Origin of the sequence: Polyangium mundeleinium, assembly GCF_028369105.1 — a bacterium.
GTDB lineage: Bacteria > Myxococcota_A > Polyangia > Polyangiales > Polyangiaceae > Polyangium > Polyangium mundeleinium.
The window spans coordinates 952,929-974,669 of the sequence record NZ_JAQNDO010000001.1 but is presented as its reverse complement, the minus strand read 5'-3'; the positions used below and the strand labels follow the sequence as shown (position 1 = coordinate 974,669).

Annotated in this window: 26 protein-coding genes; 16 read left to right on the top strand and 10 right to left on the bottom strand. The window is 68.0% G+C overall.

The features are described 5' to 3' along the window. Window positions 1-197 precede the first annotated feature (197 nt). On the bottom strand, window positions 198-665 hold the full coding sequence (locus POL67_RS04080; RefSeq protein WP_271915711.1) for an SRPBCC family protein: 468 nt from the start codon (window positions 663-665) through the stop codon (window positions 198-200). A gap of 3 nt (window positions 666-668) precedes the next feature. Next, window positions 669-986 (bottom strand): ArsR/SmtB family transcription factor, encoded by a 318-nt coding sequence (locus POL67_RS04075; protein WP_271930732.1) that lies wholly within the window; start codon window positions 984-986, stop codon window positions 669-671. 215 nt (window positions 987-1,201) lie between these two features. Here POL67_RS04075 and POL67_RS04070 point away from each other — a divergent pair, with 215 nt between their 5' ends. The 5 genes from POL67_RS04070 to POL67_RS04050 all read left to right on the top strand — a co-directional run bounded on the left by POL67_RS04070 (window position 1,202) and on the right by POL67_RS04050 (window position 4,866). Continuing rightward, on the top strand, window positions 1,202-1,633 hold the full coding sequence (locus tag POL67_RS04070; RefSeq protein WP_271915710.1) for a YciI family protein: 432 nt from the start codon (window positions 1,202-1,204) through the stop codon (window positions 1,631-1,633). A 65-nt stretch (window positions 1,634-1,698) separates the two neighbouring features. After that, window positions 1,699-2,127, top strand: a complete 429-nt coding sequence (locus POL67_RS04065) for a YciI family protein (RefSeq protein ID WP_271915709.1) — start codon at window positions 1,699-1,701, stop codon at window positions 2,125-2,127. Between the two features lie 48 nt (window positions 2,128-2,175). Then, complete coding sequence (locus POL67_RS04060) at window positions 2,176-3,456, top strand: RNA polymerase sigma factor (RefSeq protein ID WP_271915708.1); 1,281 nt, start codon at window positions 2,176-2,178, stop codon at window positions 3,454-3,456. 14 nt (window positions 3,457-3,470) lie between these two features. Further along, on the top strand, window positions 3,471-3,743 hold the full coding sequence (locus POL67_RS04055) for a DUF2277 domain-containing protein (RefSeq protein WP_271915707.1): 273 nt from the start codon (window positions 3,471-3,473) through the stop codon (window positions 3,741-3,743). Window positions 3,744-3,840: 97 nt separating this feature from the next. After that, a complete protein-coding gene (locus POL67_RS04050) occupies window positions 3,841-4,866 on the top strand; it encodes a M23 family metallopeptidase (protein ID WP_271915706.1) in 1,026 nt (341 codons plus the stop codon). A 3-nt stretch (window positions 4,867-4,869) separates the two neighbouring features. On the opposite strand, the gene POL67_RS04045 is transcribed toward POL67_RS04050, so the two are convergent. After that, entirely contained in the window at window positions 4,870-6,984 is a 2,115-nt protein-coding gene (locus POL67_RS04045) for a serine/threonine protein kinase (RefSeq protein WP_271915705.1), read from the bottom strand. Window positions 6,985-7,169: 185 nt separating this feature from the next. Here POL67_RS04045 and POL67_RS04040 point away from each other — a divergent pair, with 185 nt between their 5' ends. From POL67_RS04040 to POL67_RS04030, 3 genes are read left to right on the top strand one after another with little or no spacing between them, the layout of a single operon-like run. After that, on the top strand, window positions 7,170-8,300 hold the full coding sequence (locus POL67_RS04040; protein WP_271915704.1) for a hypothetical protein: 1,131 nt from the start codon (window positions 7,170-7,172) through the stop codon (window positions 8,298-8,300). Window positions 8,301-8,320: 20 nt separating this feature from the next. Then, on the top strand, window positions 8,321-9,376 hold the full coding sequence (locus tag POL67_RS04035; protein ID WP_271915703.1) for an NAD(P)H-dependent flavin oxidoreductase: 1,056 nt from the start codon (window positions 8,321-8,323) through the stop codon (window positions 9,374-9,376). 9 nt (window positions 9,377-9,385) lie between these two features. Further along, window positions 9,386-10,219 carry a hypothetical protein gene (locus POL67_RS04030; RefSeq protein ID WP_271915702.1) on the top strand — a complete coding sequence of 278 codons (834 nt, stop codon included), beginning with the start codon at window positions 9,386-9,388 and terminating at the stop codon, window positions 10,217-10,219. Window positions 10,220-10,267: 48 nt separating this feature from the next. Here the strand turns inward: POL67_RS04030 and POL67_RS04025 are convergent, their stop codons facing one another. Beyond that, on the bottom strand, window positions 10,268-10,915 hold the full coding sequence (locus POL67_RS04025; protein ID WP_271915701.1) for a YdeI/OmpD-associated family protein: 648 nt from the start codon (window positions 10,913-10,915) through the stop codon (window positions 10,268-10,270). Between the two features lie 120 nt (window positions 10,916-11,035). Here POL67_RS04025 and POL67_RS04020 point away from each other — a divergent pair, with 120 nt between their 5' ends. Further along, the gene (locus POL67_RS04020) at window positions 11,036-12,601 is read left to right on the top strand and encodes a hypothetical protein (protein ID WP_271915700.1); all 1,566 of its coding nucleotides are present in this window, start codon (window positions 11,036-11,038) and stop codon (window positions 12,599-12,601) included. A gap of 43 nt (window positions 12,602-12,644) precedes the next feature. Here the strand turns inward: POL67_RS04020 and POL67_RS04015 are convergent, their stop codons facing one another. Together POL67_RS04015 and POL67_RS04010 are read right to left on the bottom strand one after the other, a co-directional pair. Next, window positions 12,645-13,319 carry a tetratricopeptide repeat protein gene (locus POL67_RS04015; protein WP_271915699.1) on the bottom strand — a complete coding sequence of 225 codons (675 nt, stop codon included), beginning with the start codon at window positions 13,317-13,319 and terminating at the stop codon, window positions 12,645-12,647. Window positions 13,320-13,329: 10 nt separating this feature from the next. Beyond that, the gene (locus POL67_RS04010; protein ID WP_271915698.1) at window positions 13,330-13,668 is read right to left on the bottom strand and encodes an NHL repeat-containing protein; all 339 of its coding nucleotides are present in this window, start codon (window positions 13,666-13,668) and stop codon (window positions 13,330-13,332) included. A 319-nt stretch (window positions 13,669-13,987) separates the two neighbouring features. On the opposite strand from POL67_RS04010, the gene POL67_RS04005 reads away from it, so the two are divergent. The 3 genes from POL67_RS04005 to POL67_RS03995 are packed head-to-tail and all read left to right on the top strand — an operon-like array spanning window position 13,988 to window position 15,609. Beyond that, window positions 13,988-14,575 (top strand): zinc ribbon domain-containing protein, encoded by a 588-nt coding sequence (locus POL67_RS04005; protein ID WP_271915697.1) that lies wholly within the window; start codon window positions 13,988-13,990, stop codon window positions 14,573-14,575. A 60-nt stretch (window positions 14,576-14,635) separates the two neighbouring features. Further along, window positions 14,636-15,259: a glutathione S-transferase family protein gene (locus POL67_RS04000; protein WP_271915696.1), complete on the top strand. Its 624-nt coding sequence runs from the start codon at window positions 14,636-14,638 to the stop codon at window positions 15,257-15,259. A gap of 56 nt (window positions 15,260-15,315) precedes the next feature. Continuing rightward, a complete protein-coding gene (locus POL67_RS03995) occupies window positions 15,316-15,609 on the top strand; it encodes a DUF6496 domain-containing protein (RefSeq protein ID WP_271915695.1) in 294 nt (97 codons plus the stop codon). A 3-nt stretch (window positions 15,610-15,612) separates the two neighbouring features. Here POL67_RS03995 and POL67_RS03990 read toward each other — a convergent pair whose 3' ends face one another. Beyond that, window positions 15,613-16,023: a hypothetical protein gene (locus tag POL67_RS03990; protein WP_271915694.1), complete on the bottom strand. Its 411-nt coding sequence runs from the start codon at window positions 16,021-16,023 to the stop codon at window positions 15,613-15,615. 116 nt (window positions 16,024-16,139) lie between these two features. Between POL67_RS03990 and POL67_RS03985 the strand changes: the two genes are divergently transcribed. Genes POL67_RS03985 through POL67_RS03975 form a run of 3 tightly spaced genes read left to right on the top strand, consistent with a single transcriptional unit; the run spans window position 16,140 to window position 17,838 of the window. After that, window positions 16,140-16,613, top strand: coding sequence for an ATP-binding protein (locus tag POL67_RS03985; RefSeq protein ID WP_271915693.1), 474 nt, complete (start codon window positions 16,140-16,142; stop codon window positions 16,611-16,613). A 12-nt stretch (window positions 16,614-16,625) separates the two neighbouring features. Beyond that, a complete protein-coding gene (locus tag POL67_RS03980) occupies window positions 16,626-16,997 on the top strand; it encodes a hypothetical protein (RefSeq protein WP_271915692.1) in 372 nt (123 codons plus the stop codon). A gap of 22 nt (window positions 16,998-17,019) precedes the next feature. Continuing rightward, a complete protein-coding gene (locus tag POL67_RS03975; RefSeq protein ID WP_271915691.1) occupies window positions 17,020-17,838 on the top strand; it encodes a hypothetical protein in 819 nt (272 codons plus the stop codon). A 1-nt stretch (window position 17,839) separates the two neighbouring features. On the opposite strand, the gene POL67_RS03970 is transcribed toward POL67_RS03975, so the two are convergent. Then, complete coding sequence (locus POL67_RS03970; RefSeq protein ID WP_271915690.1) at window positions 17,840-18,988, bottom strand: STAS domain-containing protein; 1,149 nt, start codon at window positions 18,986-18,988, stop codon at window positions 17,840-17,842. 214 nt (window positions 18,989-19,202) lie between these two features. Here POL67_RS03970 and POL67_RS03965 point away from each other — a divergent pair, with 214 nt between their 5' ends. Continuing rightward, the gene (locus POL67_RS03965; protein ID WP_271915689.1) at window positions 19,203-19,790 is read left to right on the top strand and encodes a nuclear transport factor 2 family protein; all 588 of its coding nucleotides are present in this window, start codon (window positions 19,203-19,205) and stop codon (window positions 19,788-19,790) included. 9 nt (window positions 19,791-19,799) lie between these two features. On the opposite strand, the gene POL67_RS03960 is transcribed toward POL67_RS03965, so the two are convergent. Both POL67_RS03960 and POL67_RS03955 read right to left on the bottom strand, forming a co-directional pair. Beyond that, window positions 19,800-20,855, bottom strand: a complete 1,056-nt coding sequence (locus tag POL67_RS03960) for a hypothetical protein (RefSeq protein ID WP_271915688.1) — start codon at window positions 20,853-20,855, stop codon at window positions 19,800-19,802. Between the two features lie 61 nt (window positions 20,856-20,916). Then, a complete protein-coding gene (locus POL67_RS03955) occupies window positions 20,917-21,708 on the bottom strand; it encodes a class I SAM-dependent methyltransferase (RefSeq protein ID WP_271915687.1) in 792 nt (263 codons plus the stop codon). Window positions 21,709-21,741 lie beyond the last annotated feature (33 nt).

The following is a 21,741-nucleotide window of genomic DNA, read 5'->3' as shown; positions in this document are numbered from 1 at the left end:
CGAGGCATGGCACCGGGCGTGCGGGGGCAAGAACGCACGCGGGCCCGGACGAGCGAAGGGCATGCCATCCCCATCAGCAGGAGAAGCGCTTGATATTCAACGCGTTTTTGCTTGGGCCGTGTGGTCGCGATCAGGTGGGCGGGCGCGCCTTTCCGATCGCGATCACAACGCGCCTCGACCGCACCGCCTGCGTCCTGTCAAGCGGCGGCGTGCGTCTCGCGCTCGAGCCCCTCGACGAGTTTGTCGAGGACGACCTTCGTCCCGTGCTCGCGCCCCTCCGGCGCGTCGTGTCCGTCGAGGAAAGCGCCCTGCTCCGTGAAAACGAGCCGCGTCCCTTTGCCCTCGGCCTTGAGCTCGATCGTCACCACCGACACCGAGATCCGCGTCTCGTCGCGGAGCATGTCGTACGTGTAGACGATACGCTGGTTCGGAACGATGTCCTGAAAACGCGTCTCATTCGTGTAGATCGGTCCGCCTTTCGGGCCGCCTCGATACGTCTCGCGGCCTCCGACGCGGAAATCGAGCTCGTGGGTTGCGCCCTCATGACAGCCGAACCACTTGCGCTTCTGTTCCGCCGTCGACCAGGCCGCGAAGACGCGCGCCGGCGAGACCTGGAAAAACCGCTCGATGACAAAAGTCGTATGCGTGACAGATCGTTCGGTCATGATTCAATCCTTCGATTCGGGTTCGTCAGGGTGCTCGGCGAGGTAATCGCCAAGCCGGTCGAAGCATCGCTCCCAGCTCGCGCGTCGTTCGGCGATCCATCGCTCGGCCGCCCGCAGCGCCGCGGGCTCGAGCCGACACGTGCGCACTCGCCCGGCCTTCTCCGAGCGCACGAGGCCGCTCGTCTCCAGCACTTGCAGGTGCTGCATCACGGCGGGAAGCGACATGGAAAGCGGCCCGGCGAGCTCAGTCACCGAGGCCGGTCCGCGGCTCAAGCGCTCGATCATGACCCGACGGGTCGGGTCCGCGAGCGCCTGAAACATACGATCGAGGGACGCGCTTTGGTTAAGCACGTGCCTAAGTATCGTTCCCGGGTCGGGGTTGTCAAGAAATAGTTTCGTAAACGGTTAAGTGTTTTGCCCGACAGACAAAAATAATTTTGGGGGCGTGTCGATCTGGCCTGCCCTGGTTCGTCGTGGCCATGAAGCCCGGTCGGGGAGCCCAGTCCGACCAAGCAGAGAAACAAGGAGACCCAACCATGCGATTCATGATCTGCGCCGCCCCCGACCCGAACGCCCCGAAGACCGAGGGAGCCCCGCCGAGCGACGAGCTCATCGCCGCCTACATGAAATTCAACGAGGACATGACGAAGGCCGGCGTGCTCGTCACGGCCGAGGGCCTGAACCCGGCCCAGGAGGGCGCGCGTGTGGCGAACAAGGGCGGAAAACGCGTCGTGCTCGACGGCCCGTTCGTGGAGTCGAAGGAGCTCGTCGGCGGGTTTTACCTGATCGACGTGAACAGCCGCGAGGAAGCGATCGAATGGGCCCTGCGCTGCCCCACGGGGATCGGCCACGACGACATCCTCACCATTTTGCCCATGACGGGCGCGGAGGACATTCCGCCCGAGATGATGGCCATCGTCGAGAAGGCCGCCCCGACGTGGCTTCGCACGTTCTGGAAAAAAAAGTAGAGGAGCGTGTCGATCCCAGGGACGTTCGTTCGACGTGTAGCTGAAGGCAAGAAGGAGAAACGACGATGAAGTTCATGATTCTGGTCAAGGCCACCAAGGACAGCGAGACCGGCGTTCTTCCGAGCGAGGAGATGCTCGCCGCGATGGGGAAGTACAACGAGGAGCTGGTGAAGGCCGGCGTGATGCTCGCGGGCGAGGGCCTGCACCCGAGCTCGAAAGGCGCGCGCGTCCGGTTCTCGGGGAATAGCAGGACCGTGATCGACGGGCCCTTCGCCGAGACCAAGGAGCTGCTCGCAGGCTTCTGGCTCTGGCAGGTGCGGTCGAAGGAGGAGGCCATCGAGTGGGTCAAGCGCATGCCGAACCCCATGCTCGAGGAGAGCGAGGTCGAGATCCGGCAGGTGTTCGCCACGGAGGACTTCGCGCCGAGTGATCCCACGGGCGAGCTCCGAGCGGCGGAGGAGCGCCTCCGCGCCCAGGTCGAAGGGAAGAAGTAACGGGACAAACCCTTGCGCGGGCGGAAGAAGATGCTCTGATCGGGGGCCGTGACGGCCTCCGCTACGCACCGAGCGATCGACGCAGTCTTCCGGATCGAGTCGGCCAAGCTCATCGCAGGTCTCGCGCGCATCGTGCGCGACGTCGGCCTCGCCGAGGAGCTCGCACAAGACGCGCTCGTCGCCGCGCTGGAGCGGTGGCCAGAATCGGGCATCCCGGACAACCCGGGCGCCTGGCTCATGGCCACCGCGAAGCACCGCGCGATCGATCTCGTGCGGCGGAGCAAGCGCATCGAGCGCAAGCACGAGGAGCTCGGCCACACGATCGAGGCCGATCGACATGCGGCCGTGCCCGACCTCGAAGCCGCGATCGACGAGGACGTGGGCGACGATCTCCTGCGCCTCGTGTTCACGGCCTGTCACCCGGTGCTGTCGACCGAGGCGCGCGTCGCGCTCACGCTCCGCTTGCTCGGCGGATTGACGACGGAGGAGATCGCGCGCGCATTCCTGGTCCCGGAGCCGACCGTGGCGCAGCGGATCGTCCGCGCGAAACGCACCCTCGCCGAAGCGAACGTCCCGTTCGAGGTCCCGCGCGGCGAGGAGCTCGGCGCCCGTTTGTCGTCGGTGCTCCAGGTGATTTATCTGGTCTTCAACGAGGGGTATTCGGCGACGGCCGGGGACGACTGGATGCGGCCCGCGCTCTGCGAGGACGCGCTGCGCCTCGGCCGCATCCTGGCCGAGCTGCTGCCGAAGGAGCCGGAGGTCCACGGGCTCGTCGCGCTCATGGAGATCCAGGCCTCGCGCGCGCGGGCGCGGGTCGGTCCGAAGGGCGAGCCGATCTTGCTGCTCGATCAGAACCGCGCGCGCTGGGACCACCTCTTGATCCGCCGGGGTCTCACGGCCATCGCGCGCGCCGAGGCGCTCGGAGGCGCGCTGGGACCGTACACGCTGCAAGCCGCGATCGCTGCCTGCCACGCGCGCGCGCGGACGGCGGAGGAGACGGACTGGAAGCGCATCGCGGCGCTCTACACGGCGCTCGTCGAGCTCACGAACTCGCCCGTGGTCGAGCTGAACCGCGCCGTCGCGTTCTCCATGGCGTTCGGCCCGGCCGCAGGGCTCGTGCTCGTGGACGCGCTGGTCTCGGAGCCCTCGCTCGCGAGCTACCACCTCTTGCCGAGCGTCCGCGGCGACCTGCTCGCGAAGCTCGGCCGCGACGCCGAGGCGCGCGTGGAGTTCGAGCGCGCCGCGTCCCTCACGCGGAACACCCGCGAGCGCGCGCTCCTGCTCGAACGCGCTGCCACCTGCGCGCGCACCTCGGTTCGTACGGATTGACCCTGGAGATCGCCATGTGCCGGAACATCAAGACCCTGTTCAACTTCGAGCCCCCCGCCACCGAGGAGGAGATCCGCGCGGCGTCGCTGCAGTTCGTCCGCAAGCTGAGCGGCTTCAACAAGCCATCGCGGGCGAACGAGGCGGCCTTCGAACAAGCCGTGGAAGACGTCGCCGCTGCCGCGCGCGTGCTGATGCAATCCCTCTCCACGACGGCGGAGCCGCGCGATCGCGCGATCGAGATCGAAAAAGCGCGGGAGCGCTCACGGCAGCGGTTTCACCGCGATTGAATATTTTTCCTTCTTTTGCCATTGCGCCCCGGACGACCGGGCGCAGACGTCGTGCTCTTGCCTCGTGCCCGTCCACGGGCTCTGGCACGATGCCCTCATGCGAATCACCGCTCTCCTCGCCTGCACCCTCGCCCTCACGGCATGCGAGCGCGGTGGTCCTTCGGGATCGCCCGCAGATTCGACGGCAGCGCCGCCCCCGAGTTCGGCCGCACCGGTCGTCTGGACATCGCCGTCCGCCTCGACCGAGCCCGCCGCCGCAGCGGCGCCCACGGCCAGCGCGAGCGCGGCCCCTTCTGCGGCCCCGGCCGCGGCGAGCGCCGAACCTCCGGACGCAGGCGCGCAGGACGCCGCCCCGCAGGCCGATCCGAGCCGCCTCACGCTCGAAGGGCGCGCCGTGCAAGGCGGGCTCCTCCGCGCGAAGCTCGACGGAAAATTGGGCAAAATGGCGTTCCCCGGGCATCGGGCCATCGTCAGCGACGAGGGCGACTTCTTGATCGCGTTCGGGCGCAACGCGCCGAAGCAGGAGAAGATCACCATCACGTTCGAGGACGGTCAGGTGCTCGAACGCGTGTTCGACGTGGAGCAACGCACGTTCGAGACCGACAAGATCGACAACCTGCCGAAGAACATGGTCGAGCTCGACATGCCCACGCGAGTCAAGCTCACGCAGGCCGAGCAAAAGCTCGACGCGGTTCGCAAGAAGTACACGAAAAAAACCTGCTTCAAGGAGCCGTTCATCTGGCCCTCGAAGGGCAAGGTCACCTCGCGGTACGGGCAGCCGCGCCTGCTCAATGGCACGGACGGCGGCATCCACTGGGGCGTCGATATCGCCGTGCCCACCGGGACGCCGGTGCGCGCGCCGGCCTGCGGTACGGTGGTGTTCGCCGAGAAAAACCTCCCGTTGAGCGGCGATACGCTCATCATCGACCACGGGCAGGGTTTGACCTCGACCTTCATCCACCTGAACGGCTTCGCCGCCAAGGTGGGAGACGAGGTGAAGCAGGGTCAGACCGTCGCGCGCGTGGGGATGACCGGCCGCACGAACGGCGCACACCTCGATTGGCGCATGAATTTCTTCGAGGTCCGGATCGACCCCGAGCTTTTGGTCACCTCCGAGAAATGACCGTCACCGCTTCGGGAACCGCGTCCGGAGGTCGTAAATGACCTTCTCGACGTTCGGGTTCTGAGGGAAACACGCGCGCCCGAGCGTCTCCAGCACGAGGCGCGCGCGGAAATCGCCGTCCTTTTGCGCGCGGTCGAGCAGGGTGAGTTTGTCCACGCACGTGGCATTCCGCAGGTCGAGCGCGATGCGCATCGCCGGCGACGCCTTCGTGAGCCGCGTCTCGTCCTGCAGGAGTTTCCCGGAGGCCACGGCGATCGGCGCTTTTCCTTGTCCCTCGACGAACGCGTAGAGCATGTCGAGCCCGTCGCTCCCGAGGTCGTTCGCGAAGAGATCGAGGAGCTCCGCGTCCGCGTTCTCCCGCGAGAGCTGAATGGCGAGGCCCTGCACGAGCTGCGAGAACTCGCGATCTTTGAACGCCTCGGGCGCGCTTTTGCCGAGATCGATCACCACGCGGCTCGCGCCCCTCCAGTCCTGGTACCGGAATGCGTCCTTGAATTTTCTCTTCGCGCCGTCGATGGCCTCCGCCGACATCGTGGACGCGGGGACCGCCGCGGACGCGGCCGGCTCGGGCGCGGCCGACGCCGTCGCCGCGGGGGCGGCCTCGGTCGCCGACGGCGCCGGCGTGGCCGTGGACGCGGTCGGCTTGGGCGCGGCCGACGCCGTCGCCGTCACCGTCGCTTGCGGCGTGACCGGCGTCGGCCCATTCCGCTTTTGCATCACGAGGGCCGCATACGCAGCGCCGCAACCGAGCGCCACACCCACCACGATGGTGAGCACGGTGGGCGCCTTCGACTTCTTCTTTCGCGCGGGCGACGCCGGCGCCTCCGTGAGCTCGATCGCGTCGGGCGGCGGCGGCTCGACTGCCCTTTCCTTCACCGGTTCGTCGGGCAGCGGCTGCGCCAATGGCAGAATCGGCTTCGGCATCGACGCCGCCGGCTTCGAGACGGGCGCGTCCATGCCTTCCGAGGGCAACGTCGGCGAGGCAGGCCTTTGCGATGGCGCGGGCGGCTTTTGCGACGACGTCAGCGCGGGCGGCCTTTGCGACGGCACGGGCGGCCGCATCGAGGGGACCGACGTGCGCATGCTCGGCTCGCCCTCGTACCCCTCGCTCATCGGGGGCGCGTCGTCCTCGCCTTCGGCCGGGGGGCCCATCTCGCGCAATGCCTCGTCGATCGCCCCCGCGAGCTCGAACCCCGACTGATATCGATTGTCCGGCTGCTTTTCGAGCAGCTTCCGCACGACGGCTTCGAGGGGCGCTGGCACCGTCACGCCCGGGCAGCGCTCGGAGATCGCCGGGGGCGGCTGAAAGCGGTGCTGCATGAAGAGCTCGACGGGGTTCACCGCGGTGAACGGGTGTTTGCCCGAGAGCATCTCGTAGAACATCAAGCCGAGCGCATACAGATCGCTGCGCGCGTCCACCGCGTCCATGCCGTCGGCGGCCTCCGGCGAGAGATACGCGATCGTCCCGAAGATCGTGCCGGCCACGGTCAGGGTGCCGTACTCGTCTTCGTCGCCGATCGAGGCGCGCGAATCTTGCCGCTCCCTGTCGCCCGCGGACAGCTCGTTGACCTTCACCTTCGCGAGGCCGAGGTCGATGATCTTCACGGTCTCGGCCGGACCGTCGACGATCATGATGTTGCGGGGCTTGAGGTCGCGGTGGACGATGTCGAGGCGGTGGATCGCGTCGAGGGCCGAGGCGAGCTGCCGCGTCAGGCGCGCGGCGCGGCGCGGCGGGAGCGGCCCGGCTTGCAAGAGCTGATTGAGCGTCTTGCCCTTGACGTACTCGAGGACGAGGAAGTAGCTCCCGTCCGGCAGCTTGCCGAAATCGGTCGCGCTCGCGACGTTCGGGTGCTGGATGTGCGCGCCGGCGATCGCCTCCCGCTCGAAACGCTTGACGAGCTCCGGGAGGTTTTCCGTCTCCGGGTGGAGGATCTTGATCGCGATGCGCTTCTTCAGCAGCAGGTGCTCGCCGCGGTAAACCGCGCCCATCCCGCCCATCGCGATGAGCTCACGGATGCGGTACCGATCCGAGATCACACGATCGATCAGGCCGCGTGCGCGGTCTTGGGCCGCCCGGTCCGCCTGCGCTGTGCCGCCTTGGGGTTGCTTGGAGGTCATGTCGGGGAGCGAGATCGAGCGTGGGGAGCGACCTCGGGGGTCGAGGTCGAGGATACGGTACCTGCTCGGCGCGCGGCCGCCTAGAGGGATCACGGTAGGGCGACCGTCTCGAACGATCCCGCCGCGCCGGGAGGCTTCCCGAGGAGCCCTGGTCGGCCTACCATCGAGCCGCTCTCCCCGCGCCCATGCCTGCCAATACCACCGCGTCCCTCGGCATCCTCACCGTGACGGCCTTCGTCGCCGCGTGCGCGAGCGCGCCGCATCCCGAGCGATCCCCGATCGCGAGCGCGCAAACCGCGCCGCCGCACGCGGCAAAACGCAGCGCCCCCGAAACGCCCGCGGGCCCGGGCGCCGCCGCGAACCCCCCGAACGCGCCGCTTGCGGAGGATTCGCCGTCGGGCACGTTCCGGGGCGCGAGCCCGTTCGAGGCGCCGCCTTCGGGGCCGCAGCCCTTGCTCTCGCCCACGCCCCCGCGACCTCCGGGCACGGACCCGACGCCCAAAGAGCAGGCGCAGGCCGCGGCCTCGTGCGGGGCGATCACGCAGTGCGGCGTGTGCAACAATTGGGGATATTGCGGCTTCTGCCTGTCGACGAAGCAATGCGTTCCGAAAGACCGCAACGGGCCCTATCCGGGCTCATGTGCGGTCGGCTTTTCGCCGTCGGATTGCCCGATGGCGCTTTACCTCGAAAAGGACGAGGTGGACATCCGCGAGCGCCTCGCCCGCCTCGTCGGCACGCTCGCGCCCGAGGGCATGCCGCTCGATCGGAAGGCCGAAAGCGTCTCGGTGTTGCGCATCCCCGTGCATCGAGGCCGCTGTTACGGGCTCGTCTTTCGAGGCAGCTACGACGTCGACGGCGCGATCGACGCCGAAGCAGCGGTGGAGGCGAAGTTTTTCGATGACGGCGGGATATGGGTGCCCGTCTACCGCGAAGTCTCGGCGATCACGCCTTTTTGCCCCCAGGAAGACGGGCGCATCCTTCTCCGCGTGACCCCAAGAAACACGACGAAAGGCACGTGGCGCGCCCAGCTCTTCAGCACGTCGATCACCGAGGAGACGCTCGAAGCGCAAAGGGAGCGTTACGAGGCCGAGCGCCGCGCCCTCGCCCTGCGGTATTCCTGCAGCTATTGCGCGCGGGTCCACCTCGGCTGTTTTCTCTCGGGCGAGCCCCAGTGCGACAACCGGTACGTCGTTTGTCTCGGCGCGTTCGGCTACACGCCGGACGATTGCGAGCGCGGGGACGTGCCCAAGAAAAAACCCGAACCGAAGCCACTCGAAGCGCTCCAGATGTGCTCACCGGACGAGCCCAAGGGTTGAGGGAACACGTGAGGGGACCGATGCGAATCCGCGATTTGCTGGGAATCGAGCACGACATTCTCCAGGCCCCCATGGCCGGCGTCCAGGGGAGCCGGCTCGCCGTGGCCGTGTCCAATGCGGGCGGGCTCGGCGCCCTCCCCTGCGCGATGCTCGGCCCCGACGCCTTGCGCCGCGAGCTCGAGGCCCTCCGCAGCGGGACGAGTCGGCCTTTCAACGTGAACTTTTTCTGCCACACGCCGGTCACGCCGAGCGCCGCCGAGGAGGCCCGCTTCCGGGAAAAACTCGCGCCGTATTACGAGGAGCTCGGCATCGATCCGAACCTCGCGCCTGCGGGCGCTGGGCGCGCGCCGTTCACGCACGACGTCGCCGACATCATCGCCGCATTCGCGCCGCCCGTGGTCAGCTTCCATTTTGGATTGCCAACGGCCGATTTGCTGGCCCGGGTCAAAGGTTGGGGCGCCAAGGTTCTCTCGTCGGCCACGACCGTGGAAGAGGCGCGCTGGCTCGAAGCCCACGGCGCGGACGTGATCATCGCCCAGGGCCTCGAAGCGGGCGGGCACCGTGGCCACTTCCTCCGCGCGGACGTCACCGAGCAAATGGGCACGTTCGCGCTCCTGCCGCAGATCGTCGACGCGGTGAAGGTCCCGGTGATCGCGGCCGGTGGCATCGCCGATGCCCGCGGTGTCCGGGCGGCGATGGCGCTCGGCGCGGCGGGCGTGCAGATCGGGACCGCGTATCTCCTCTGCCCCGAGGCCGATACGAGCGCCGTGCATCGAGCCGCCCTGAAGAGCGCCGCGCGCCATCACACCGCCCTCACGAACCTGTTTTCGGGAAGGCCCGCCCGCGGAATCGTGAATCGACTCATGCGCGAGCTCGGCCCCATGAGCCCGGACGCGCCGCCATTCCCGTGGGTGGTCGCCGCCGTCGCGCCGTTACGCGCCCAGGCCGAGCGCAACGGTAGCGGAGATTTCTCGCCCCTCTGGGCCGGTCAGAATACGAGCACCATCGCCGAGGTCGACGCCGCCACCTTGACGCGTGCGCTCGCCCCGCTCGACGCCCACCGGGAGATCGGATAGCCTCGAATCATGCAAAGCAGAAGCGTTGGTTCGATTTCGCGCGCGCCTCGGTACGCAGGCGTTTTCCTCGCGGCCGCGGCGTTCGTGTCGTGCTGGAGCTCGCTCGCGGCGGCCGAGCAGTTCGTCGTGGTCGACGAGACGTACGAGCACACGGCCGACATGCCGGACTCCCATTACCGCGTCGAGCCGCGCGCCGGATCGCCCTCGAACTGGAAGAGCCCGATCGATTACACGACCGGCACGGCACACATGCACCTCGAGGTCTACACGAAGCCGACGGAAACGCCCACGCGTTTCCAGGCCTGTTTCGAGGCGCAGCCGACGTATGCATGCGTCGGGCAGGCGCCCGCCTACACGACCGTGGGCGTCTACGACTGGGAAACGAAGTTCTCGGATTTCTGGTCGCCGCCCGGCACCGCCGTCGACTGGTCCCTCGGGTCGGGTAAAATTGCGCTCATCCTGAAGGACACGCAGAACGGAAAGCCGTCGGCGGACAACGTCGGTGCCGAGACGGCTGCGCAGTACACGCCCACGAAGGTGCGGTTCGTCGTGACGATCGTCTCCGCGGGGAGCACGTACGTGCCGCCCTCGCCGGTGGAAATGGACGCGGGCGTCCCCGACGACGCGGGCGCGGGCTCCTCCACGGGCGCAGGTGGCAATGGCGGCAGCGGCGGCAATGGCGGCAGCAATGGTGGCACGGGCGGCGATCCCGTGAACATCCATCCGGCGAATGATCCGGGATGCTCGCTCTCGACGACGAATGGCGCCGCGCAAGGTGCCTGGCTCCTCCTGGTGGCGCCGGCACTTCTCGCAATCCGGTCGCGCCGCAAGCGGTCCCGGTGAATCGACGCCGATCCCGGGCCTTCCGCGCCGCCGCCGCCCGAAGGCGCCTCAGGGGTGGAGCTTTTCGTGCTTCGCCAGCATCTCGACGAATTGCGTGATGCGCTTCTGACGCGTCTCGGCTTTCTTCGCGGTCTGGACGCGGAACAGGATAGCGTAGCGGTTCGTCGCGTTGAGCGTTGCGAAGAACGCGGCGGCGCGAGAATTTTTCGCCAGGGCGTCCGATAGATCGGGAGGCACGGTCGCGCGACTCGGGGAATCGTAGGCCTGGTCCCAGCGGCCGTCTTGTTTCGCGCGCTCGACCTCCACGAGGCCCGACGGCTGCATTTGCCCGGATGCGATGAGGGCCAGCGCCTTCTCCCGATTGATCTTCGACCAGATGCTCTTCGGTCCGCGCGGCGTGAACTTCTGGAGCCATGCCGCCTCGTCGAAGCTCTTCTTTTGCCCGTCGATCCAGCCCCACACGAGCGCGACGTCGAGCGCCTCCGGATAGGTGACCGACGCGACGCCGGAAGCCTTCTTCGCGAGCTTGAGCCACACGCCGCGTGACGAGGCGTGGTTCGAGGCGAGCCAGGTCGACCACGCGCGCGGATGCTCGAAAGCGACGATGGGTGCTTCCCCAGCGGAGGTCGCCTTCGCCGTCGTCTTCGTGGGCGCCGTCGTTTTTCCCGTCGTCTTTGTCGTTCCGGTCTTTTTCATGCAAATCGTCCCGCTCCCGCGCGCAGCGCCCCGACTCTACAGGAGACTGGGTTTGGAGGACAAGACCTGGCGGGCGGATCAGGATAGCCTTCCGCAGAAAGGTCGACTAGATTCGTGGCGATGCCTCCGGCCCGAGCCTCGACGATGTGCGCGCTGCTCCTCACTGCCGTATCGTGCGGGAAGCAGCCGCCGGCTTCGGGGCAGCACACGCCGACGTGGAACGAAGCGCCCGCCACGCCGACCTCCGCGGAAGCGCCCGCCACGGCGAAGCCAATTCCGAAGACCGAGCGTCCGTACGGCCCGCTGTCGATCACAGCACGGGTCGCCGAGACGCCATGGGCCGAGAGGAAACGCGCGATGCGGCGGAATGACGAGCGGCTCGTCGACCTCGCAGCGATGCGCGAGGACATCGCGGCGCTCTCCACCGCCATCGACCTCTTTTTCGTCCCGCGCACACCCGATCGAAAAGAAGCGCTGGCCTTCGAGCAGCAGCACTTCGGCTTGCTCCTGAAGCTCGCGCCTTATGCGGTGGACAGCACCCACCACGCCCTCCTCTCGATCGGCGAGCGCGTCGGCTTCTGCGCGCGTCCGCCCGACGAGATGTGGCATTGCGATCCGTACTTCACGCCGAGGCCGGCCGCTGATCCGACGAGCGCGCCCTACGAGGTCGGCGTCGCGCCGTCAGGCATTGCAACGCTCACGATCCGCGACCTTTCGAATGCCTACGATCCAGCATGGGCGCGGCTCTCGACCGACCTCACGCAAGGGGCGCGCGCGAGCGGCATCGTGATCGACATGCGCGCGGCGTGGGGCCACGATCCTCGGCCGCTCCTCCCGTGGCTCGAAGGTCTCACGGGACGCACGCCCCTCGCTCCTCTCCGCGAGATCCGCCGCCCCCCCGCGCTGACACGATATGTCGATGCCTATCGAGCGAAATACCGGGCCGAATCCCGGGATCCGGCCGTATGGCAGGCGCTCCTCGAAACACCCGCCACGACGAGCGCCCCGACGCCCCCGCCGATCGCGGTGGTGGTCGGACGGCATTGCGAATCGGCGTGCGAGCTCGTCGCCCGCGTGCTCGAGACGTACGCGGGCGCGTCGGTCGTGGGCGGCGTCGGCAGGAGCGGCCGGCTCCACCACGACGAGCCGGCAATGCTGACGCTCCCGCACTCGCGTATCGATGTGTATTTCCATGCGACCGAGTACCTGCTCTCCCCCGAGATCGAGGCGAAGACGGGCCCGACACACGCCTGGCGCTCCCTCGGGGCCGATCCGGTCGATTTTGATGGGACGGCGTACGCGACGCGCGAAGTCGAGATGCGTATCAAGAACCCCGCCGGGTGGCCCGCGCGTTGTGATGGGTATCGCGAATACCGGCAAAAGGAAGCGCTCCCCGAGCCATTCCGGAAGAAAATCCAGGGAGCGTTTTACCTGGACGCCCCGCGTTGCAGCGAGGGCTCCCTTTCGATCTCCGTCACGACGGACCTCCCGGCCAGCGCGATGCGCCGCTTCGTCGAGACCTGCCCGCCGCCGACGCCGAGGCTCGAGAGCTACGTGCTAGGCCAATTCGACATAGGCGCCCCCGCGAAGGACCTGTTCGCCGTCGTGTCCAGGCTGGCGCAGAGCGAGGTCGTGCAATCGATCCGGATTCAGTGCACCCGTCCTCCGAAGCCCGACGGAAGGTGAGCCCCCGAGCGCGTGGCGCGCGAGAGGCTCGAATCGTTCGCGTTTACCTGCGCTTGTCGCGCTCCTTGCACGCTTCCTCGTCGCCTTCCTGGCAGGCGCGGTCATACAACTTGCGCGCCTTCTCCGGATCCTGCGCGACCCTGTCGCCCTCCGCGAACGCCTTCGCCGCCGTGTTGCAGCCTTGCGTCGCGCCGAGGGCGCAGGCGCTCTCATAATAACGGATCGCTGCGATCCAATCCGCCGCAACATCGCGCCCTTCCTCGTAGGCCATGGCCACGTGCAGGCACGCCGTGCTCACCTCGCCCTCGCAGGCTTTTTTGTAGAGCTCCATCGCGCGACCGACATCACGGGCGACGCCCATTCCCTGGATGTAGATCACCCCGAGGCCGTTGCAGCTCGGCGCATATCCGCCCTGGCACCCCTTCTCGAAGGCCTCGAATGCGCGCTTGTTGTTGTGCCCCGCCTTGTCCTTCGGCGTCATCAGGGCGAGCCCGAGCGCATGGCAACTCGCGAGATCATTTTTCTGACAGCCTTCCTCGTGCGATGTGATCCCGTCGGCATTCTGGCCATTGCCGGCGCCATGAATGAACACCATCCGGCCCTTCTCCGACGCCGCGTCGGGCGCAGGCGGCGGAGGCGCGGACGGCGGGGAAGGGTCTGCGCCACAGCCGTTCAACAGGGTAGCTGCGGAGAAGAGGAACAGGAAGCGCAGGGTCACAGCGGTGAATCTACCAACCCCCGAGCCGCGTGGAAAGAGGCACCGGCAGGAATCGAGGCTTCACATTTTGGGGCGAAACTTCTGCACACGTCGCCCCCACCTGCTCGACCACGTACACGCTGCCGTCCGGCCCGACGGTGATATCGTGCCCCGTGTCGAACTGCCCTTCCTCGTGGCCAAAGCCGCCCCAACTCGTGATCACCTTGCCCTCGCGGTCGAGCTCGAGCGCGCGCCCCGACGGCGCGTCTTCGAGCGTTTCGCCGCCGTCGATCGCGAACACGTGCCCGTTCGGGGCCACCTCGACGCCCCAGGGGCGCCGAGGGTCTGTCCGGCCGGCAGCTTCAGCCATTGGGGCACGACCTCGTAGCCCGCGGCGGCGGCGCCCGTGGCGCGCGGGGTGGGCTCGTCCGCGCAGCCCACGCCCGCGACGAGGCTCCCGACGAGCGCGGCGAACACGAGCGCACGGTGGGTTGTGCGTACCTCTCATGAACGATCGACCTCCTCCGGGCAGAGGAGCAGACCTCGACGGCAGGGGCCATCTCCCGCTTGTGAAGTCAAGGCATCCTCGGTACGCTCCTCCGCGCTCCGCGTCGCATGGGTGGCGCGGGGAGGGCGACGCAGGCCGGTGCTTGCGCGCTTTTCTGCGAATCCCCCGAGGAGGTTGGTGCGTGTTCTGTCCGACCTGTGGTACGCCAAACGCCGATGGCGCGCCCACGTGCATCAAGTGCGGCAATCACCTCCAGGGAGCAGCTCCGCCCCAGGGGTGGGGCGCGCCGCAAGGGTATCAGGGCGCGCCGCAAGGGTATCCCGGCGCGCAGCAACAAGGGTGGGGCGCCCCTCCGCAGCAGCAGGGATGGGGGCCGCCTCCGCAAGGGTTCGGGAACTACACGGCCCCCGCGCAGTTTGGCCTGGCGCCCGCGGCGTACAGCGGGATGGCCGGCCCGAAGGGCACGACGCGGGACCCGGTGATGGTCCTCGTGTTCAGCTTCTTTTGCTTCTACGGCGTGTACGTCGCGTGGGCCATGCTGAGCGAGCTGCAGGCCTACACGCAGGACGAGAACTTCAAGCCGTGGAAGATCTTCATTCCAATCTACAACCTCTTCTTCTGGCACAGCGAGGTGCCGGAGCAGGTGAGCAAAGCCAAACGAATGGCAGGCTGCCCGAACCCGTACGCGAACGGGTTTTACGAGCACGCCAACGTGGCGCTCTACTCCCTCGCCAAGGACCTGAACGAGATCTGGAAGTGTAGCCCCTAGCGCACGGCGCCAACGTGCGGCGCGCTTGCATTGACCGTCGATCCGCGCGAAAACGCGCCCATGTTGACGATTCACGGATGCAAGGGGTGCGGCTCGGTGGTGATCGAGGCCGCGTGTGAGCTCCTCGGTGAAACCTACGAGCGCCGGGAGGTCGAGCCCTGGACGCCCGGCCCTGCGCTCGACGCGCTGCGCGCGCTGAACCCCCTCGCGCAGGTGCCCACGGTCGTGCTCCCGGACGGCCAGGTCCTCACCGAGAGCGCGGCCATCCTCCTCTGGCTCCTCGAACGCCACCCAGAAACGCACCTCGCCCCGCCGCCCGGCGACCCGAAAAGGCCGGCGTTCTTGCGCTGGCTCGTCTATTTCGTGTCCAGCATCTATCCGATGTACACCGTCGGCGATTTCCCCGCGCGGTGGGTGAAGGACGAGGGCGCGCAAAACGAGCTCAAGGCGGCGACCGTGCAGCGGACGCTCGATTGCTGGCGCTCACTAGAGCAGGGGATCTCGCCCGGGACCTATTTGCTGGGCGAATCCATGACGATCCTCGACGTCTACGCGGCAATGATCTCCCGCTGGCGCCCCGGGCGCGAGAAGATCCGCGAGGTCGCGCCGCGCTGCATCGCCGCGGCGGAGCGGGCCGAGGCGCACCCGATCGTGGCGCGCGTCTTCACGCAATTTCCGGCGTGAGCGGGTCGTGCCTTGCGGGCGCCGGCGCCGGGCCCCACGCGATAGGTGGAGGTCCCATGCCCGAGAAAAAGACCATCGAGCGAGCTCGGCAGGATCAGCGCGAGGGCAAGGCGCCCAGCACGCAGGCCTGCGAGTTTGTCCGCGAGGAGATCGAGCACGTCAAGGAGGGCAAACACGGGGTGAAGAACCCCCGACAGGCCATTGCAATCGCCCTCTCCAAGGCGCGCCGCGCCGGCGTGGCCGTGCCGCCGCCCGCTCCGGGCAAAGCCAAGGAGCGGACGCGGCGGCAGGCGAAACGTGATCTCGAAAAAGGGAAAAGAGAAGGCCCGCTCCGCAAGAAGGCGGCCTGACGATCACGCGATCGCCGCCCGACCCTCCACCCCCTTCGCGCCCGCGCCGATCCGCGCGCTCCGCAGCACGCCCACGGACACCACCAACGCGACCAGGGTCAAGAGCAGCCCGCCCAGCGTCCCGGGTCGGCCGGCCTCCTTCAAGCCCGTGAGCAAGATCCGCGTGATCTCCGCGTCGGGCACACGCGCTGGATCTTCGAGGAAGGACATCACGGCGCCGACGTTCGTCCACACGCCGGCGATCGTGGCGATCACCGTCGTCACGGAAAGGGCCGCGGTGAACGCGAGTTTGCCGCGGTCGGGGGCCGCCGCATATCGCACGGCCGCGCCAAGGGCCGCAGAGCCGGCTGCGAGAACCATCCACATCCCGAATCCACCCTCGCACATGAACTGAACCAGGCTGAAACCACTCATGGCTCGCTCCTCTCGTTTCATTCCGGACAGCGTCTTCGCCGTCCTTTCATGAGCAGAGAACCCGAGCCCCCGGCGGGCGTGACAGAACGAGGTCGATTTTTTTTCGAGGCGTCGGGTTGTGGTACGATGCGGACACGATCCCGCGGGGTGAGGCGATGACCGGCTGCTACGAACAGACGTTTTCCATGGCCGTGGAGAACCCCAGGAAGACGGCCATCGCCTTCTCGCTGACCATCGATCCGCTCGAACACATCACGGGCGACGTGGCGGGGCTCGTCGCGAATTTCGTCTTCGAGCTGCTCGGGATGTTTTTCGCACGGTCGATCGCCTCGAAGGCCAACGTGGCCGTCATCGAGATGGTCACCGACGTGATGGAGCATGGCTCGGACCGCCAAGGCCCGCTCGGCGTGCGCGTCCGGATCGAAGGCGACACGCTCGAGGTCACCGTCGCGGGCCCGGACGTCGAGCGGATCACGAACGTCGACGATCCGCGAAAACCGCTGGCCGATGCCGTGCACAAACGGAGCGTCGACAAGACGGATGGGGGCCTCGGGTTGATGCGTCTTATCAAGGCCTCGAAAAAAGGGTAGCCTCGGGGAACCATGTCCATCGATCCGGCCCGCCTCGCACGCATCCGGGCGCGTCTCGTCGCCGCAGCGGCCATCACCACGGCGGCGGCCGGCTGCGCGAAGCCGATCATCAACGATCGGATGGGCGGGCCGCCCGAGGAGACGATCAACCAGCCGCCCCGCGAGGAGCAACACCCGATCAACGAGCGGATGAAAGAGCCCCCCGCGGCCCCGACGACGGAGCCCGTAGAGCCCGTGCAGCCGCAGCCCAGCGCGACGACGCCCCCCGGCCGGAGCCCCATCCCGCCCCATCACGTCAACACGCCGAAACCCCCGGACGGCGGCGCCAAGTTCAACCCGCCGGATCCCGGCCAGACGATCAACACGGCGCCCGATCAGCGCTGACCCCGACAAACCCGAGCCCCCCATGCGAACGCCGGTTCCCCTCGGCACCACGGAGCGCCTCTTCGACACGCTCCACCGTCGCATGCTGGATCGCGGCTACGAGGTGCCGCCCTGGGATCGTTTGAGGGCCGACGATCTCGACGCCGAGGACGTGGAAATCGCCCGAAGCGCGTGGGCCGCGCGGACAGTCGCCGAGTACCGGTCGATGATCGTGTTCGGCGAGCTCATCGCGCGGTTCGGCGAGGTGGGCCTGCCCCTCGAAGTGACGACCGCCGCGTCGCGCCTGCTCTCCGACGAGGCCCGCCACACCGAGCTCTGCGCGCGCGTGGCCGACGCGCTCGGCGGGCACGAGGGCATTGCTTTGACGCCCAACGATCTCCGCCTGCACCGCAACGACCTGCCCGCTCACCTCTTCGTGGCGCGCTGGACGACGTCGATGTTCTGCGTCGGCGAGTCGGCCTCGGTCGCCATTCTGCGGGTCCTCCTGGCCCACGCGAAAAACCCATGTATCGAGGCGGTGCTCCGGATCCTGCTCCGCGACGAGATTCTGCACGACCGCTTTGGCTGGGCGCTTGCGCGCCTCGTGCTGCCGCGGCTCACGGACGACGAGCAGGAATGGCTGGCCGCCGACCTCGCGCACACGTTCGCCCACTACGATCGCGCGCACGGCGCCTCCGATTCCGATACCGGGGACGCAGCTCTCCGCGGCGACCTCGGCCTCGCGCCCGCGCGCGCACGCAGCGACGCTTTCCACCACCGGATCGATACGGTGATCCTCCCGTCGCTCGCGGGCCTCGGCGTACCCGCCTACGAGGCCTGGATGCTGCGGTCCGAGGTCTGAATCACTTTCCGCGCATGCAGATCTTGATGGCCTCGCGGAGGTTCGAGACCGTCCGCGCGCCGGCGAACCCTGCGCCGAGCGAGATCAAGGTCTGCGCCACGGCCGGCCGAATGCCCGTCACGATGCTCTGCGCGCCGAGGAGCTGGATCGAGCGAATGATCCGCACCACGTGATCGGCCGTCGCCTCGTCGACACTCTCCACGCCGGTCAGATCGAGGATCGCGTAGGTCGCCGCGTGCGCCACGACGGCGGAGAGCATACGCGCGGTAATCTCGGACGCGCGCGCCTCGTCGAGCATCCCCACCACGGGAAGCGCGAGCACGCCGTCCCATACCTGGATGATCGGCGCCGACATCGCGTGAATGGCCGAGCGTTGCTCCTCGATGATCGCGAGCTGCTCTTGCAGCTCGAGCTCACGCCGCTTGAAATCGTCGATGTCCTGGAAGGCCCCGACGAGCCGGACCACATTTCCGTCCTCGAACACCGGATGGCCCGAGGCACGCACCCACAGGCGTTTTCCCTTCGCTGTGAGGATTTGCAGTTCGAGGTCATACGCCTCCCCCCGCATGCAGCCCTCGACCGCGGCTGAAATGACGGGGATCGCCTCGGGCGTATAGAAATCGATGGCCGTCTCGATGACCGGCCGAAACCCCGCCGGCACCTCGTGAATGCGGTAGGTCTCCTCGGTCCAGGAAAGGTTTCCGGTCCGGTTGTCGACCTCCCAGCCGCCGACCCGGGCCGTCGCCTGCATCTTCTGGAGCACCTCCTCGCGCCGTCGGGCCGCGTCCGTGCTCTCCTGCGTGTATACCTCGCGCCCGGTCACGTAGATTGCTTTGTCCGCGGTCACGCGCCGGAGCGAAAGAGCGACCGCCCGGACGCCGAGGTCGCGATGCAGGAGCCGCTTCGTCACGCGGAGCGTTGCGTCCCCGTCGCCCTCGAAAAAGGCCCGCACCTCGGCAGCGTCGTCGGGGTGCACGATCGCGGAAAACGACTGCCCGATGAGCGCCTCCTCCACATATCCGAGCACGTCGCGGAATGCCCGGTTGCCCTGCACGAAGCGCCCGTCCCAAGCCAGCACGCCGAGCAGGTCGCCGGAGGTCTGGAAGAAGCGCTCGTAGGACGGCACGCGTACGTCTTGGACGGTTTCCATGCGTCGATGGACATTGCGCCGACGGGAGAACCGTTGTCAATCTAGGCGTTTCGAAGACGGCCTGGATTCGCGCCTGCTGTCGCACGAGGAGGCACGCCAACCATTTGACGCCCGAGCAAGGCGAAAGCTCGCTTTCACAATACGGCTCTTGTGTCGAGCACGGAAACAGGGCTATCTGGAAAACTCGGGGCATACGTTCCTAAAGGAGACCTCTATGATTAAGACCTCATTCACATCCGTAGGTCGGCGCGCGAAGGTAGCTCTCACGGTAGCTGGGGCAGCGGCGGCCGTGGCGCTGTTTGCAGGATTCATTACCCCCACCCCGAACGGGTGGAAGCTCGCGGCCGAGCTGGAAATCGCCAAACTGCCGGTCTGTTACGCGCTCGGGACCGACGCAATCGGGCGCGGGGATCTGCAGGCGGGCAAAAACATCTACGCCCCCTGTTTCAAGAGCGACACGGAGCTCGCGGTCTATTTCCCGGGGACCCCCTTCACTGGTCCGCCGAGCTCCACTGCGGTCGGCGCGAACGCCTGGGCCGACTTCGTCGAGGGCGTGTTCACCACGAGCGGCTACACGTCGACGCAGCACCTCATCGGCAGCATCGACATCAACGTGATCGACGAGGACGAGGCCACGATGACCTCGTACCTGCACGCGACGCACGTCCTGCCCGACGGCACGATCGACGTAGCCAATGGCACCTACGAGGACGAGGTCATCCGCGTCAATGGCGCCTGGAAGATCAAGCGCCGCACGCTGAAGCTCATTACCTTCCTGAACCTCGGCACGCCCACCCCCTGAAAATCGCCTTCAAGGGGAGGCGTGGGGCGGCGGCGCGGCGCCGATCGGCTCGGCGTGGACCCGCGTGTGCACGACGCGCCGCTTCCTCGCTCCGATGTTGGTGACATCGAAATCGAACTGGAAGCCGATCATGATGGCGTCCGGGGGCAGGTGCGTGGTCATGAGGCTCGACAACCGATCGTCACGCACGCCGGGGAGCGTGACGATGCTCGTGTTGCCACCCATCAGGGCGGGTCGGGGATTCGAGACGACGTCCTTCGTGCCGGCCGGCAAGACGAGCTGGCTCTTCACGCTGACGAACACGCGCCCGCCGCCGGCGAAGGCGGTCGGCATCGGGAACACGCGGCCAGCGAATTGATCCTTCACGGCGCGGGCAATTCGCTCCCATTCTTTCCGATCGCCGCCCTTTGCCGCGACGACGTCGACGGAAGCAATTTGTCCACGCGTGTCGAGCGTGAGAAGGAACGTGCTGTCGGAATCGGAAGGCGTGCTCGAAGACCGGACCTGCTCCGTGACGGCCGACGCCAGGGTCCCGGCCGCGGGGAATCTCGCCTGCTCGGCGCTCCCTGCGAGGACGGCCTGCGCCGTCGGTCGAATGGGCGCGGGCGTCGGGGCCGCCTCGCGGGGCATGGCGCCCGGGACCGCCCATACCGGCGGACCGGCGAGCGCCGGGAGGGCGCCTGCGCGCGGGGGTTCGTCCGGGGGGCCGTCGTAATCGGACGCGCCGGCCGGGGGCGGCGCAGAGCTCGGAGGAGGCACAGGATTCGGCTCGGGCGGCGCGGGCGCCTGCGAGGTCGTACGACGCGGAAGGACCGCCGCGAGAGGCGCGGGCTCGGGGGCCGACGGGGGCATTTCCAGGGCGCCACGCGGAGGCTCCGGGGACGAGGCGATCTCCAGGGGGCGGAGGTCGATCCAGAGCTCGGGTGCTCGCTCGAAGGCATGCCCGATCGTCGACAGTTCGAGGGGGCGGGGCGGGACGGCGCGCACGAGCAAGAGCCCCGCCGCGTGCAGGACGAGCGCGGCGAGCAGCGAGAGCGGAATCCGGCTGCGTGCGGTGGGGCTCAAGGTGGATGATCCGTGCGTTGCGAAAGCCTGCCCGCGTATTCACACAGGCGCAAGGATCCCGTTATCGAAAGGCCTCCGTCGTGGCCGTGACGCACCGCACCCCCATCGAGCAGGGCAGCATTCCGTCCGGCCGCAGGAGGGCCTGCCAATCCGCGCGCAAGGCTTCTTCGATCACGGCGACGCGCGCGGAAGCGATTCGAGCGGCATCGTAGGTCTCCCAAAGCGAGGCCGCGACCTCGTCGGGCGTGCCCGACAGCTCGACGAACATCGACTCGATCCGCACGTTCACGAACGACTGGAGCAGCTCCCGGAGCCCTTCCTCGCTGAAGGCTCGCCGGTCGCCGAGCGACGGTCCGTCGAACGGCTCCTCGCGGAGCCGCCGAACGAGCAGCGTCCACGCATTTTCAACCGGCGCCTCCATGCCTCTGCCGCCCACCACGGCCGCGAGGATACCGCCGGGCCGCAAGACGCGACGCACCTCGGCGAGGACCTCCTCCACGGGGCGCATCAACATGAGCGCGAGGTGGCACGTGACGAGGTCGAACGAACCCGCCTCGAAGGGCAGCGCCTGCGCCCGTCCCTTCACGAGGTTCGCCTCCGGGCCGAGCCGCGCGCGCGCCGCCGAAAGCTCGCCCTCGCTCATATCGATTCCCACCGCACCCTGAACGCCGCGGGCACGCAGCCGCGCGAGCAGGATGCCATCCCCGCACGCGAGATCGAGCACGCGATCCCCCGGCCGCGCGTGGCCGGCGAGCCATTCGTAGGTCGAGGGTTTTGCGCGCAAGAACGCGCGCGACGTGGCCCCGGGGCATCGATCGTGCCAGCGCCGGAGCCAGTCCTCGGAGGGATCCATGGCCTCTACGTAGCATGGGGCGCGCGGAGTCTG

Coding starts and splice junctions, on each gene's coding strand:
- POL67_RS04045 (WP_271915705.1), bottom strand. CDS start 6,984: ATGACCTCCAAGCAACCCCAAGGCGGCACAGCGCAGGCGGACCGGGCG.
- POL67_RS04065 (WP_271915709.1), top strand. CDS start 1,699: ATGAAGTTCATGATTCTGGTCAAGGCCACCAAGGACAGCGAGACCGGC.
- POL67_RS03975 (WP_271915691.1), top strand. CDS start 17,020: ATGCGAACGCCGGTTCCCCTCGGCACCACGGAGCGCCTCTTCGACACG.
- POL67_RS03965 (WP_271915689.1), top strand. CDS start 19,203: ATGATTAAGACCTCATTCACATCCGTAGGTCGGCGCGCGAAGGTAGCT.
- POL67_RS03980 (WP_271915692.1), top strand. CDS start 16,626: ATGTCCATCGATCCGGCCCGCCTCGCACGCATCCGGGCGCGTCTCGTC.
- POL67_RS04055 (WP_271915707.1), top strand. CDS start 3,471: ATGTGCCGGAACATCAAGACCCTGTTCAACTTCGAGCCCCCCGCCACC.
- POL67_RS03970 (WP_271915690.1), bottom strand. CDS start 18,988: ATGGAAACCGTCCAAGACGTACGCGTGCCGTCCTACGAGCGCTTCTTC.
- POL67_RS03955 (WP_271915687.1), bottom strand. CDS start 21,708: ATGGATCCCTCCGAGGACTGGCTCCGGCGCTGGCACGATCGATGCCCC.
- POL67_RS04035 (WP_271915703.1), top strand. CDS start 8,321: ATGCGAATCCGCGATTTGCTGGGAATCGAGCACGACATTCTCCAGGCC.
- POL67_RS04075 (WP_271930732.1), bottom strand. CDS start 986: ATGTTTCAGGCGCTCGCGGACCCGACCCGTCGGGTCATGATCGAGCGC.
- POL67_RS04000 (WP_271915696.1), top strand. CDS start 14,636: ATGTTGACGATTCACGGATGCAAGGGGTGCGGCTCGGTGGTGATCGAG.
- POL67_RS04010 (WP_271915698.1), bottom strand. CDS start 13,668: ATGGCTGAAGCTGCCGGCCGGACAGACCCTCGGCGCCCCTGGGGCGTC.
- POL67_RS04080 (WP_271915711.1), bottom strand. CDS start 665: ATGACCGAACGATCTGTCACGCATACGACTTTTGTCATCGAGCGGTTT.
- POL67_RS04030 (WP_271915702.1), top strand. CDS start 9,386: ATGCAAAGCAGAAGCGTTGGTTCGATTTCGCGCGCGCCTCGGTACGCA.
- POL67_RS03995 (WP_271915695.1), top strand. CDS start 15,316: ATGCCCGAGAAAAAGACCATCGAGCGAGCTCGGCAGGATCAGCGCGAG.
- POL67_RS04025 (WP_271915701.1), bottom strand. CDS start 10,915: ATGAAAAAGACCGGAACGACAAAGACGACGGGAAAAACGACGGCGCCC.
- POL67_RS03990 (WP_271915694.1), bottom strand. CDS start 16,023: ATGAGTGGTTTCAGCCTGGTTCAGTTCATGTGCGAGGGTGGATTCGGG.
- POL67_RS04070 (WP_271915710.1), top strand. CDS start 1,202: ATGCGATTCATGATCTGCGCCGCCCCCGACCCGAACGCCCCGAAGACC.
- POL67_RS04040 (WP_271915704.1), top strand. CDS start 7,170: ATGCCTGCCAATACCACCGCGTCCCTCGGCATCCTCACCGTGACGGCC.
- POL67_RS04020 (WP_271915700.1), top strand. CDS start 11,036: ATGCCTCCGGCCCGAGCCTCGACGATGTGCGCGCTGCTCCTCACTGCC.
- POL67_RS04050 (WP_271915706.1), top strand. CDS start 3,841: ATGCGAATCACCGCTCTCCTCGCCTGCACCCTCGCCCTCACGGCATGC.